The sequence below is a fragment of the Saliniramus sp. genome, assembly GCF_035311605.1.
Classification (GTDB): domain Bacteria; phylum Pseudomonadota; class Alphaproteobacteria; order Rhizobiales; family Beijerinckiaceae; genus Saliniramus.
In genome coordinates this window covers 1-12,591 of sequence record NZ_DATGCW010000254.1, presented here as the reverse complement: position 1 = coordinate 12,591, position 12,591 = coordinate 1, and the positions used below count along the sequence as shown (strand labels likewise).

At 64.7% G+C, this 12,591-nt stretch carries 15 protein-coding genes; 7 read left to right on the top strand and 8 right to left on the bottom strand.

The genetic code is table 11. The features are described 5' to 3' along the window. The 3 genes from VKP01_RS11485 to VKP01_RS11475 all read left to right on the top strand — a co-directional run. Positions 1 to 491: PLP-dependent transferase (locus VKP01_RS11485; RefSeq protein ID WP_324412407.1), on the top strand; the 491-nt coding region annotated here is incomplete at its 5' end. Between the two features lie 197 nt (positions 492 to 688). Further along, positions 689 to 985: a hypothetical protein gene (locus VKP01_RS11480; RefSeq protein ID WP_324412405.1), complete on the top strand. Its 297-nt coding sequence runs from the start codon at positions 689 to 691 to the stop codon at positions 983 to 985. Then, the gene (locus tag VKP01_RS11475; RefSeq protein WP_324412403.1) at positions 986 to 1,297 is read left to right on the top strand and encodes a hypothetical protein; all 312 of its coding nucleotides are present in this window, start codon (positions 986 to 988) and stop codon (positions 1,295 to 1,297) included. Positions 1,298 to 1,388: 91 nt separating this feature from the next. Here the strand turns inward: VKP01_RS11475 and VKP01_RS11470 are convergent, their stop codons facing one another. Beyond that, positions 1,389 to 2,357 (bottom strand): NAD(P)/FAD-dependent oxidoreductase, encoded by a 969-nt coding sequence (locus VKP01_RS11470; RefSeq protein WP_324412401.1) that lies wholly within the window; start codon positions 2,355 to 2,357, stop codon positions 1,389 to 1,391. A gap of 124 nt (positions 2,358 to 2,481) precedes the next feature. Between VKP01_RS11470 and VKP01_RS11465 the strand changes: the two genes are divergently transcribed. Then, entirely contained in the window at positions 2,482 to 2,685 is a 204-nt protein-coding gene (locus tag VKP01_RS11465) for a hypothetical protein (RefSeq protein ID WP_324412399.1), read from the top strand. An 11-nt stretch (positions 2,686 to 2,696) separates the two neighbouring features. Here VKP01_RS11465 and VKP01_RS11460 read toward each other — a convergent pair whose 3' ends face one another. Together VKP01_RS11460 and VKP01_RS11455 are read right to left on the bottom strand one after the other, a co-directional pair. After that, positions 2,697 to 3,206: an N-acetyltransferase gene (locus tag VKP01_RS11460; protein WP_324412397.1), complete on the bottom strand. Its 510-nt coding sequence runs from the start codon at positions 3,204 to 3,206 to the stop codon at positions 2,697 to 2,699. A 122-nt stretch (positions 3,207 to 3,328) separates the two neighbouring features. After that, positions 3,329 to 3,784, bottom strand: a complete 456-nt coding sequence (locus VKP01_RS11455) for an NUDIX domain-containing protein (RefSeq protein WP_324412395.1) — start codon at positions 3,782 to 3,784, stop codon at positions 3,329 to 3,331. A gap of 161 nt (positions 3,785 to 3,945) precedes the next feature. Between VKP01_RS11455 and VKP01_RS11450 the strand changes: the two genes are divergently transcribed. Both VKP01_RS11450 and VKP01_RS11445 read left to right on the top strand, forming a co-directional pair. Continuing rightward, the gene (locus VKP01_RS11450; RefSeq protein ID WP_324412393.1) at positions 3,946 to 4,884 is read left to right on the top strand and encodes a metallophosphoesterase; all 939 of its coding nucleotides are present in this window, start codon (positions 3,946 to 3,948) and stop codon (positions 4,882 to 4,884) included. A 96-nt stretch (positions 4,885 to 4,980) separates the two neighbouring features. Beyond that, entirely contained in the window at positions 4,981 to 5,403 is a 423-nt protein-coding gene (locus VKP01_RS11445; protein ID WP_324412391.1) for a YbaK/EbsC family protein, read from the top strand. Between the two features lie 6 nt (positions 5,404 to 5,409). Here VKP01_RS11445 and VKP01_RS11440 read toward each other — a convergent pair whose 3' ends face one another. The 4 genes from VKP01_RS11440 to VKP01_RS11425 all read right to left on the bottom strand — a co-directional run bounded on the left by VKP01_RS11440 (position 5,410) and on the right by VKP01_RS11425 (position 10,046). Then, on the bottom strand, positions 5,410 to 6,045 hold the full coding sequence (locus VKP01_RS11440) for an ABC-type transport auxiliary lipoprotein family protein (RefSeq protein ID WP_324412389.1): 636 nt from the start codon (positions 6,043 to 6,045) through the stop codon (positions 5,410 to 5,412). Positions 6,046 to 6,118: 73 nt separating this feature from the next. Next, positions 6,119 to 8,056, bottom strand: a complete 1,938-nt coding sequence (locus tag VKP01_RS11435; protein ID WP_324412387.1) for an MCE family protein — start codon at positions 8,054 to 8,056, stop codon at positions 6,119 to 6,121. 4 nt (positions 8,057 to 8,060) lie between these two features. Continuing rightward, entirely contained in the window at positions 8,061 to 8,882 is an 822-nt protein-coding gene (locus VKP01_RS11430; protein ID WP_324412385.1) for an ABC transporter ATP-binding protein, read from the bottom strand. Between the two features lie 9 nt (positions 8,883 to 8,891). After that, a complete protein-coding gene (locus VKP01_RS11425; RefSeq protein WP_324412383.1) occupies positions 8,892 to 10,046 on the bottom strand; it encodes an MlaE family lipid ABC transporter permease subunit in 1,155 nt (384 codons plus the stop codon). Between the two features lie 99 nt (positions 10,047 to 10,145). On the opposite strand from VKP01_RS11425, the gene dgcA reads away from it, so the two are divergent. Further along, a complete protein-coding gene (dgcA, locus tag VKP01_RS11420) occupies positions 10,146 to 11,132 on the top strand; it encodes an N-acetyl-D-Glu racemase DgcA (RefSeq protein ID WP_324412381.1) in 987 nt (328 codons plus the stop codon). Here the strand turns inward: dgcA and VKP01_RS11415 are convergent. Further along, the gene (locus VKP01_RS11415) at positions 11,102 to 12,292 is read right to left on the bottom strand and encodes an MFS transporter (protein WP_324412379.1); all 1,191 of its coding nucleotides are present in this window, start codon (positions 12,290 to 12,292) and stop codon (positions 11,102 to 11,104) included. The genes dgcA and VKP01_RS11415 overlap by 31 nt on opposite strands. Between the last annotated feature and the right edge of the window lie 299 nt (positions 12,293 to 12,591).

Here is a 12,591-nt window from a genome sequence, read left to right as displayed (position 1 = left end):
CCCGCGTTCTCGGCCTGCGCGATCTCGGCCCGGCGCTCTCGCCCTTCAACGCTTTCATGATCCTGACCGGGATCGAGACGCTGCCGCTGCGCATGCAGCGCCATTCCGACAACGCGCTGGCCGTGGCGAAGCATCTCGCCGCGCATCCGGCGGTGGAATGGGTCAGCTATCCGGGGCTGGAAGGCGATCGATACAACGCACTCGCCAAACGCTATTGCCCCAAGGGCGCAGGCGCCGTCTTCACCTTCGGCCTCAGGGGCGGCTATGATGCTGGGGTCTCGCTGGTCTCGAAGCTCCAGCTCTTCTCGCATCTGGCCAATATCGGCGATACCCGCTCGCTGGTGATCCACCCGGCCTCCACCACCCACCGCCAGCTCACCGACGAACAGCGCGTCGCTGCCGGCGCCGGCCCGGAAGTGGTGCGCCTCTCCATCGGTATCGAGGACGTCGCCGACCTGATCGCCGATCTCGATCAGGCGCTTGCGGGGTAAGGCGAGCGGAAGACAACGCCCGGCACCCTGACGAGGGGTGCCGGGCGGGTTTGGGAGGTGTGTCAGGGACCCCGGTTCTTGAGGGATACCCAAGCAGCAAATGCGCGCCGATCCTTGATCGGTTCGGCGAAGAAAGCGGCAATTGTTGCCTCAGCGGTGTCAATCGCAGTGGTCACGTCGGACCGTGTGAACCTTGCATGCGGATCGTAATCGGCCCTGTGCCGTTCGATCTGCATATCGACGAAGTGATTCGCGAAATCCTCGATATCACGTGGAAAACGGCCCATCACTTGCCGGTTCATGCATTGGTTTTCTGCGAAGCCGTGATTGATCGCATGATAGGCTTTTCACCATGCCGGCTTGCTTCGGTCGGCGCTGGCGGTGCCGATAAGGCAATCCGCACAATTCCTGCACATGGTATGGAACATGGCGTGAAGGCAGTACTGAGAGCGCGCTTGAGATCCGATTGTCGCGGCTTTCGGGTCACCTGCTGATTGGCCGTCACTCTCGCTGTTGCGATCAGGTCACGCGGCTGCACCCTGATGCTCCGCAAGCGACTTGAAGGAAAATACTGGAAAACGGGGCTCGCCGATATCTTCGAGCGGTTCCCTCAGGAGGCGGCCCAGCGTCTTCACTCTTTGCGGATCAAGGCGTCCGTGGGCGTTGTCGAAAACGATCTCGATCCGCAGAAACGCTATGCCGTCATGATCGGTTTCATCGGTGACGCGCAGGTCGGCGACGACCGTGTCCCCCGGCTCATGCCGGATGACTTTGTCGATCGTCGCTCTGACCGGTTCGGCAATTGATTTCATGCAAATACTTTCTGATCATGCGTGCCCGAAAAACCGGGCTGTCATCATCACGGGGTACCAACACGCACCAGGCATGCAAGCCCTCTCACAACACCTCCAGCAACGCCGCCGCCGCCGCCTCACCGCTGTCGAAGGCGGCTTCGACGCGCGGGCCGAGGCACCAGTCGCCGCAGGCGGCGAGGCGGCGGGCGGGGTCGATGAGGCAGGGCTCGCCGAGGGGATCGCTGACCTGGGCGTAGCGCCAGCGATGCGCGTCACCGTGGACCGGCTCGTCCATGATGCCGGTGATGCCGACATGGCGGGCATAAAGCTGGCCGATCACATCCTGCATATCGGCGTCGAGATGCGCGCGCGACCAGTCGGGCGTGGCGTGGATCACGACGCAATGCATGTCGGATTCGCCGCGCGGCAGGGGGCGGTCGGGCTTGCTGCTGTTATCGGCGATCCAGGCGATGGTCTCGTCCTCGATCGCCATGAAGGCGGGCAGGTCGAGGGGCTCGGGGTAGCCGAGCATCATGGTCAGGCATGGGGCGTAGCGCGCAGGCACGAGCGCAGGCGGGTTCCAGTCGGCCGTCGCCGCGAGCGTCTGCGCCTGGCCAGCCGGAATGGCGATCACGACTGCGTCGAACAACAAATCCGGCGTGCCCTCCGCCACGACCCGCCAACGGGCGCCGTCCTCGTGCAGGGCGGTGACCGGATTGCCGGTATGGATGGGCAGATCGCCGATCAGCGCCTTGACCGGCGCGTTCATCGCGGGCGTGCCGACAAAGCGCGGATGCGTGTCCACGTCGGCATGATCGGCATCCCAGACAGCGACGAGTCCGGCTTCCTGCCAGCTCTGGACGGAAGTGGCGAAGCGCGGGTTGCGGGCGCGGAAGAACTGGGCACCGTGATCGAAAACACCCCCGTCGAGGCGCCGCGTCGCCATCCGCCCGCCGGGGCCCCGGCTTTTCTCGAACAGGGTCACGGCGAGTCCGGCATCGGCGAGGCGCCGTGCGGCGGCGGCGCCGGCCATCCCGGCCCCGATGATCGCGACATGCGCACGGCTTTGCATATTCCGTCTCCCGAATGATCGGCTGCGGGCCGGGGCTTGGCGCCCCTGCGACCGTTTGTGCCTCCTTGCGCGCAATCTGCGCGCAAGGTTCATACGTATGATGGTTAGCAAGGGGAGATGAACGATGCAAAGACGTCATGCTCAGGAATACAGGTCTCTGGCCCGCTACATGGTAAAGCAGGCCCGCATGCTCAAGCAGATGGGGCTTGCCGCGAAAGCTGGCGCGCTGGTCGAGCGGGCGCTCGCCTATCACCGTCTCGGCTGGTCGTTACAGGGGCGTGAGCCGGTCCTGCAGCCGGTACCGGCACGGGTGCGCAGCCGGCGCTGAGCGCTCCCGGCTTACCGATCGTCAAGGCGTGGGCGTACTTCGCCCCGCGCTGTGTCGCTCGAATCGGTGACGAGCGGGCAGACAAGCAAACGCGCCGGATCGACTGGGCCTGGCAACGTAAAGCGTCCTGGCGGGACGGGCGCGAAGCCGAACCGCCGGTAATAGGCGGCATCGCCGACGAGCAGGACAAGTTGTTCCCCGCGCGAGCGCGCTTCCTCCAGCGCATGACGCATCAGGGCACCGCCGATGCCACGTTCCTTGAATGCGGGCTCGACGGTCAGCGGACCCAGCACCAGCGCCGGCACGTTTCCCGCCCAGACGGGGCTGAGACGCACCGAACCGACCAGCAGCGTACCCACATGCGCGGCGAATGAGAGCGAGAGATCGTGATCGACGCCTTCGCGCAGGCGGAAGGCGGTGCGCGCGAAGCGGCCTGGCCCGAAAGCCCGTGCGTGGAGCCGGTCGATCGTGGCGTGGTCGCCCGGATGCTCGGGGCGAATGGTCAGCGTCAGCTCGGTCATGGTTCCGTCAGTCGCGATTGCCCGTCGACGCTTCGCCTCCGGGAACAGAAACCAACGCGACAAAGAGGCGCATAGCAGCCGTTTTCGCATGGCGCAACGTCCGCAGGGTCACGCCTTCTCCACTACCATTGTGCCGCCGCTGCGCGTCCCTCTCGCCATTCGGCGATGCGCCGCAGCGTTGCGGGCGATGTGCCCTCTGGCAATGCGTCGGGTGCGAAGAAGCCGCGCTCGGCTATTTCGAGGCGCGGGCGCGGCGTATCGAGATGGATAATCGCAGCCGCGTGATAGAGTGCGACATGGTCGCGCTGCGATGCGGCGCGGTTGTGTAAGAAGCCGAGCAGCCTCGGCGTATCGGCAAGTCCGATGGCAGCTTCCTCGCGCAACTCGCGTTCGAGCGCTTCGAGTGCAGTCTCTCCGGGCTCGACGCCGCCGCCGGGCAACAGCCAGCCAAGCGTGTAGGTATGGCGTACGAGGCAAATGCGTCCCTGTTCATCCGTGGCAATGGCGCGCACGCCGAGCGTCATGCCGCGCGTCAGGCGCCAGAACAGATGTAGCGGGGCGCGCAGGAACGGGATCAAGGCCGAACGGCTCCATACCGGGATAGGGACGTGGCAAAGAGGCTGAAAGACATCGTCACGAAAAATGCACGCTTGCGCACGAAAAGCAAAGCCGCATTCGCGCTTGACCTCGCAGGCTGGGCGCGCGAACTCTGCAAGCCTCACCGCGTTATTGGGACACAATGTTTCGCATCGCACATCTGACCGATCCGCATGTCGGCCCTCTGCCCCGCCCGCGCCTGCGCGAGCTGATGGGCAAACGTCTGACCGGCTTCATCAACTGGCATCGTGGGCGCGACCGCGCGCATGACATGGAACTCCTCGCCGCGCTTGTGCAGGATATGCGCAACCAGCGCCCTGACCATATCGCCTGTACGGGCGATATCGCCAATATTGGGCTGCCTCAGGAATGGGATGCCGCGCGCGAATTCCTTGCAAGTCTCGGTGAACCCGAAACCGTGAGCTTCGTGCCTGGCAATCACGACGCCTATATCGAGGGCGCGCTGGCGGGCATGCTCAGCGTCTGTGGTCCATGGACGCGTGATGATTCGGGCGAGGAGGGTGTATTTCCCTACGTGCGCCGGCGCGATCATGTCGCGCTGGTCGGCCTGTCCTCGGCAATCCCGACGGCGCCCTTCGTCGCCAGCGGGCGCATGGGGCAGACCCAGCTAAATGCTGCCGAGACGCTGCTCGACGGGTTGGCCGAGGAGGGGCTTTGCAGGGTCGTAATGATCCACCACCCCCCGCATGTGGCGGGTGCCTCGGCTGGTCGGAATCTGACCGATTCGCGCAAATTCGAGGAGATGATCGCCCGCACCGGAGCTGATCTTGTGCTGCACGGCCACAACCACATCGGGACTGTCGCCACGATTCCCGGGCCGGACGGGCGTGTGCCTGTGATCGGAGCGCCCTCGGCCTCGTCGCGGGGCGGGACCATCGCGCATCGCGCGGCCTATTATCTCTTCGACATCGCGCTCGCTGATTACGGTTTCACTGTCAAGGCGCAGATGCGCGGGCTGAAGCCGGATGGCAGTATCGGTTTTCTCGAAAACGTCTCGCTGGCGCGCAAGAGCGGTGGTTTGCGGGAATCGCTCAAGCGCGGGAAACACGCGCGCCAGTGACTGTCTGAATGGGAGGGGCCAAGGGGCCAAGGGGCCATGGGGAAGAATCTGCCGAATGCCGCGCTGCGTGTCGCAGCCGCGGCTGCTGAAAGAGGCATGGCGATCGAGATCGTTATGATGCCGGATTCGACGCGCACCGCCGAGGAGGCTGCCGCGGCCTGCGGGTGTGGCGTCGGTCAGATCGTGAAATCACTGGTCTTCACCGGTGCGCAGAGTGGGCACGACATGCTGTTGCTCGTCAGTGGTGACAACCGGGTCGACGAGGCGGGCGTCGCGGCGTATCTGGGTGAGGGGCTGGAGCGGCCGCGTGGGGCGCATGTGCGCAATGTGACCGGCTTCGCCATCGGCGGCATCCCGCCCTTCGGTCATGCCGCGCCGCTGGCGACGTATATGGACGCAGATCTGCTCGCGCACGACGTGGTCTGGGCGGCGGCGGGCACGCCCAACGCGGTATTTTCGGTGGATCCGAGAGCGCTTCAGGCAGCCACGCACGCTCAGGTGATCAGCTTGAAAGGCTGATGCCGCTTACGAACCGGCCCAGCCGACGATTTCGATCAAGGCCTGGGACAAGGCCTCGTCGAGGGCGCGCACGGCGCCCGGGCCGGTGACGGCGCCGACAGGCGCGCTCGCGCGGAACACGCGCGCGCGGGCGATTCGTCCATCGGATTCGCGTGTGGCGCGCAGGGAAAACTCGACCACGGCCTCACCGCGCGTCGTGTCGATCTCGAAACGGCGGATCTCGGTATTGATCTGGAAATCGGGGCTCACACGGTCGCCCGGTCGGCTGACGGCGCCGATGCGCGAGGTGTTCTCGAAAGTCGCGACCATGCGCGACTGGACCAACGCGGGCAACTGATCGGCCCATTGCGCTCCGGGCAGATAACTCAGCGAGCCGTCGCTGCTGCGCACAACAATACGCTCGCTGTTAAGGATCTGGATCGTTGAAGGCTCCGCGATGAGCAGCAGGCCGGGCAGGCTGCGGGCGGCGTCGATACGCTGTTCCGGCGCGCTCAGGCTGAAGACGGTGAGCGCCGGTGCAGCACCACATGCAGCGACGAGGCCGGACAGGGCGATGGTCGCGAGCAGAGCGCGCAGGCTGCGGAGCCCGAGCCGGATCCCGTGCGACCGGCCTACCCGTTTTTCTGACGATCTGTCGGACACTTTCCTCACGCTCCCGTTACATTGTTCCTCAGCACCTTGTCCGAAAAACCTCATGGAAATCCTCTGCATCATCCTAGCGCCGCGCGCCGCCATATTCCGGCACGTTCGACTCGCCGCCGAAGATGATCTGCTGCGGATTGCGTTCGATCGCCCGCACCGCGCGGCTGATATCCTGCAAGGTCCGCCGCCCGTCATCCGCCAGCGCGCGATATTCCTGCAGGCCCGGCCCGGTGAAGCGGTTGATCCCTGCCGTGATCTCCTGCGTGCGCGCGTCAAGATTCTCGGCCAGCGTGCGGATTGCCACTGCGGCTTCGCGGATATCGTCGAAAAGTCCCTCGCCGGCTTCACCCTCGGCGGTGCCAAGGAAGCTCTGCGCCGCTTCCAGTACACCGTCGATGCGATCAGCCGATGCGTTCAGCTTCTCCGAAATCGAGACGGCATTGGAGATGATCTGGTCGGCATCGGTGCTGCGTTCGCCGAGAACCTGCGCGAAGCGCTCGACATTCTCAAGCGTACCGGTGAGCTGCTGCGGGTCGATCGCCTCGGTGAGGCCGGCGAGATCCTGCATGACCGTATCGAAATTGCCGCTATTCGCGGCGAGCGTATCCGAGAAGGCCGAGACATTCGCCAGGGTCTCGCGCAGCACTTCGCGATCGATCGCGGCGACGAGCCCGTTGATCTCGTCGAGCGCGCTGTCGACCCGCGCGCGGGTTGCGCCGAGATCGTCGGTAAGTGTAGCGACATTGTCGATGATGCGATCCGTATCCGCGCTGCGGGCACCCAGCACGGAGGTGAAGCTCTCGGCATCCGCAACGATGCGGCGCAGGCGGTCCGGATCGAGCGCGCCGGCGATTCGGGTCGCATCCTGGATGATCGCGTCGAAATTCTCGCGGTTGTCGGCGAGCGTGCCGCTGAATTCCTGGATATTGGCCAGCGTCTGCGTCACGTCCTCGCGATCGACGGCATCAAGCAGGCTCGTGACCTGGGCAACCGCGCCGTCGATCTGCTGTGCCGTGGTTTTGAGATTGTCGGTCAGCGTCGCGGCATTGGCGATGACCTGCGAGACCTGATCGTTGTTGTCCGCCAGCATCTGCGAGAAACTCTCGACATTGGTGATGGTGGCATTGATGCGATCGGCATCGATCGCCTCGATCCCGGCCGCGACGGAATCCAGCGTCTGCTCGAACTTGATCGAGGTCTGGTTCAGGCGATCGGCCATCGCGCTCGCATCGGCGAAGATGGTGTCGATCTGGTCGCGGCTATCGGAAAGGGTCTTGGTGAATTCCTCGACGTTGCGCACCGTCTGCGCAACCACTTCGGGGTCGACGGCCGAGACGATGGCATTGGTCGAGCGCGACAATTCGTCGAGTGAATCGGCGAGCGGGCCGACACGTTCCGCCGCCTGTCCGACCTGATCGAGGAAGTTGTCGATACCGGGTGCATTGTCACTGAGCGCCTGCGAGAACGCCTCGACATTGCTGATCGTCGCGGTGATGGTCTGCTGGTTCTCGTCCACGAGCGCGTTGATCCGCTCCAGCGTATCGGCGGCCTGGCGTGCGATGTCGCGACCGGATTGGATGAGGTCCTGAAAATCGGAGCGTTCGGCGGTTATTTCCGGAAGGGGTTCGCCGGGCTCGGAGGTCAGGTGAGGCGCCTCAGGCGTACCGCCGGTGAGCGAGATATTCGCAATCCCGGTCAGCCCCTGATATTCCAGTTGCGCGCGTGTATCCGCACGAACGGGCGTATCCGCCATGATCTGGATCTGCGCCACGACCCGGCTCGGATCATCGTCGTCGAGTTGCAGGGATTGCACATCCCCCACACGCAGCCCGTTGAAGGTCACGGGGGAGCCGCGCGAGAGCCCGGCCACTGAATCGCGGAACACGATTTCGACGGTCATTCGCTCCTGGCCGCGCTCGCTGACGGCGAACCAGTAGACGAACAGAAATCCCGCTGCGACGACGAGCAGCGTGAACAAGCCGATCAGAGCGTAATTCGCCCGGGTCTCCATTCCGTCAATGTCCTTCCTGCGGCGCAGTTTCCACTGCGCGCGCCCGCTTTCCGTGGAAATAGCTTCTTACCCACGGATGATCCGATTCGAGCATGGTGCGCATCGGACCCTCACATACCACCTTCCCGTCCGCCAGTGCCGCGATCCGGTCGCAGACCGTGAAGAGACTGTCGAGATCATGAGTCACCATATAGACGGTGAGGCCCAATGTCCGTTGCAATGTTGCAATGAGGTCGTCGAAATCCGCAGCGCCGATCGGATCGAGCCCGGATGTGGGCTCGTCGAGAAACACAATATCCGGGTCGAGCGCCAGCGCCCGCGCCAGCGAGGCGCGCTTGATCATGCCGCCGGAGAGTTCCGACGGGAGCTTGTCGGCGGCATCCGGCTTCAGCCCGACCATGTCGATCTTGAGCATGGCAAGCTCGTCCATCAGCCTGTCGGGCAGATCGAGATGCTCGCGCATCGGCACCTGGATGTTCTGTTTCACGGTCAGTGCGGAAAACAGCGCGCCCTGCTGAAAAAGCACACCCCAGCGCCGTTCCATCGCGCGGCGCTCCATGTCGCTCAGGCTGTCGAGGTCGCGACCGAATACCTCGATGGAGCCCGCGCGCTTGGGGATAAGGCCGAGAATCGCACGGGTGAGTACGGATTTGCCCTGGCCGGAACCGCCGACGAAGCCGAGAATCTCGCCGGGAAAAACGTCGAGATCGAGATCCTTCATGATGGTCTTGGTGCCGAAACCGACCTCGAGCCCGCGCACACGGATGATCGGCTCCCCCTTCGCGGGCGGTGTCAGCGTTTCCGGCGCGGTCGCGGTTGCGCTCATTCCGGTTCCTCAATAATCGATCGCGGCGAAGAAGATGGCGAACAGGCCGTCCATCACGATCACCATGAAGATCGCCTTGACCACCGATGATGTCACCCGGCGCCCGAGCGATTCGGCGGAGCCCTGCACCGCCATGCCCTCGATGCAGGCGATCACGCCGATCACAAGTGCCATGAACGGCGCCTTGATCAGGCCCACGAAGAAGGTGTTGAGCGCGATGCCCTCACGCAGCCGATCGAGAAAGACGTCCGGCGTGATTCCACCATAGATCCATGCCACCACCATGGCGCCGAACAGTGCGGACATCGAGGCCAGGAAAGTGAGCAGCGGCAGGCCGATGACGAGCGCGAGCAAGCGCGGCACGATCAGCACTTCGATCGGGTCCAGCCCCATGACCCGGATCGCATCGATCTCCTCGCGCATCTTCATCGAGCCGATTTCTGCCGTGAATGCCGATCCGGACCGGCCGGCCACCATGATCGCGGTGAGCAGGACGCCGAGTTCACGCAGAACGAGGATGCCCACGAGATCAACGACGAAGCTCGTCGCGCCGAAGCGCTGCAGCTGAAAGATGCCCTGTTGCGCGATGATGGCGCCGACGAGGAACGAGATCAGCGTGATGATCGGCACGCCCTTGAACGCGATATGTTCGAGCTGGTTGACGACTGCCGTGCCACGGAACCGGCGTGGATGAAGGGCAAGCCGGCCCGTCGCCGTCAGAATTTCGCCCAGAAACGATACGCCGGTCAGGATATCGCGCCCGCTCTCGACCATGACACTGCCGACATCTTCGAGCATGTCGACGAAGCGGGATTTATGCACCTGGCGCGGCGGCTCGGTCTGGCGGCGCCCAACCTCGCGCAGCAGGATCGCCTGTTCCTCGCGCTGGTTGACGAGAGAGACGGTCGCCCCGTCGGTTTCCCATTGCACCTTGGCTTGCGACAGCATCAGCGCGCCAAGCGTATCGAAGCGCGTCAGCCCTGCGAGATCGACCTCCACCTGCTTGTTGCCGCTGATCTGGCCGGCCATGCCGTCAAGTGCGGCGGACACAGCCTCCCCATGCGCTGCGACCCAATCGCCGGAAAGCGTAAAACCGGCTTCACCGGTACGCTTCGCACGTGGCTCGTGCTCTTTTGCAGCTGCGGATCGGGAGTGAGCCGTCAAGGAGAATTCGCTCTTTGTGGTGGTCGCATGGCGCAATGGTGATAGCCTGTCAGGCAATGCCGAGTCGAGGCGTAAACGAATCCTGAAGACGGTGAAACGATGAAACGGAGTCTGGAAGTCGCGATCGAAACCTTTCCGATCGCGGGAAAATTCACGATCTCACGGGGATCGCGGACCGAGGCCGTTGTGGTCACGGCGACGATTCGCGAGGGCTATGGCACGGGGCGAGGCGAATGCGTGCCCTATCGCCGCTATGGCGAATCGGTCGAGGGCGTCGTCGAGACCATCGAGACGGCACGCGACTTGATCGAATCCGGCGGTGATCGCACGGCGCTGCTCGACAAGCTGCCTGCGGGTGCGGCGCGCAATGCCCTCGATTGCGCATTATGGGATCTCGAGGCGAAGCTGAGTGAGGTCCCCGCCCATGTCAGCGCCGGTATCGATCGCCTCCCGCCGATCACCACCGCCTACACGATCAGCCTCGACACGCCGGAAGCGATGCATGCGGCAGCGGCCAAGGCATCATCGCGGCCGATCCTGAAGATCAAGCTCGGCGCACCCGATGGTGACATCGAGCGCATCCGCGCCGTACGCGAGGCGGCGCAGGAGGCGGTGCTGCTCGCCGATGCCAACGAGGGCTGGCCGGCGGAAGACGTGCAGCGCTATATCGATGCATGCGCCGATGCCGGGTTCTCGCTGGTCGAGCAGCCGCTCCATGCCGATGCGGACGAGGCCCTGCGGGATGTCGAGCGCCACGTCCCGCTCTGCGCGGACGAGAGCGCGCATGATCGCACGAGCCTGCCGCGGCTCGTGGGGCTCTACGATCTGGTCAATATCAAGCTCGACAAGACCGGCGGCCTCACGGAGGCTCTGGCCATGGCCGAGGCGGCGCAGAAACGCGGCTTCGGCATCTTCGTCGGCTGCATGCTCGGCTCGTCCCTCGCCATGGCGCCAGCCATGCTGCTGACGCCGCAGGCCCGGTTCGTCGACCTGGACGGGCCGCTTCTGCTGGCGAAGGATCGCGACAACGCCATGCATTATCACGACGGGCTGGTTCATCCGCCCGAACGTGCGCTCTGGGGCTGATTGTCGGTTACGCGCAACAGGGCTGCGCCGCGCAACACGAAGGCGCCGCCGATCAGCGCGGGCGGGATCATCAGCAGATAGGTCGCAGTGCCGAGATCGGGATAGGCCTGCCCACTCACCACCATGCCGGTTGCGGTCGTGAGTGCCATTGCGGCGGCAAACAGCCCCTGCGCCTTGCCACGCGCACCGACCGGCGCGTGACGCGTCAGCGCGGACATCATGCCGAGATGCGTCGCCCCGAAAGTCAGGCCGTGAAGGATCTGCAGCGCGATGGTGAGACCGAGTCCCGGCGCGAGCGCGAGACCGGCGAAGCGGATCACTGCCGTACCTGCGCCCAGCAGCATCAGCGTGCGCGTCGCTCCGCCATGCCCCACGCCGCGCCCGATCAGCCAGAACAGGATGATCTCGGCGATCACGCCGATCGCCCAGAGCCAGCCGATCAGGGCTTCGGAAATCCCCTGCGCGCGCCACGCGATCGAGCCGAACCCGTAGAGCGTCGCGTGCGCGGCCTGGATCAGGGCACCACCGATGATCAGCCAGATCAGACCTGCCGGCAATGCGGGAAGCCTGCCCTCGGCATCCGCCGTCGGCGCTTCGCTGATCCGCTGCGGTGCGGCCCGTGAGACGACGGCGGCGATCAGCGCGATTCCCACCAGCGCGATGATTGCGGCATCGGCCGGTGCCCGCTCCAGGAGGTACCCGGCGCCGATATTGCTGGCGAGAAAGGCGAGCGAGCCCCACAGGCGGATCCGGCCGTAATCAAGCCGCGCATCCGCTCGCACGGCATCCGTGGTGAGAAGTTCGGATGTCGGGGCGAGCGGTGCCTGTGCGAGCGCGACAAGAATCACGACGAATCCGATCGCCAGGGCGCCTTCCAGCCCGAGCAGGGTCATGTAGAGCAGGGCGAGAGCGAGTTGCGCCAGCATCAGAAGCCGGCGCGCCTCGACACCTTTTTCCGTGAGCGCTAACAGCGGCGTCGTCGCAATGATACGCACGACGAGCGGCAGCGCCACGATGATGCCGATCGCCGCCGGCGAGATATCCCGCGATTCGAGCCAGACGGGAAAGAACGGCATATAGATGCCGATTCCGGCGAAGATCGCCGCGCTCAGGGCCGATAGCCGCAGGGCGGGGGAGGGCGGCAGTTTCGAGCGCGGCATGCTGGACGATCAGTTGCGGGAATGGCCGGGGTGGGTCGGTGCAAAACCATCGACCATACGAAGGTTCATAGCACGGAGTGACAGTCGCGGCGCAATCTCCGACTGACGAGACGAGTCCGCATTTGCACCACGCGAATCGGGCGCCATGCTGGTCGCTCCGGGCAGACGCGACACTGAAATCCGGGTTCTCGCCCGATGGCGGGCTGCCGAAGCGGCGCAACCGCACCCCCGGGTAACTGCCTATATACGCATTGAAACAAAAGGACTTTGCGCTTCCGTGAGGGCAAGTCCTTATTGAC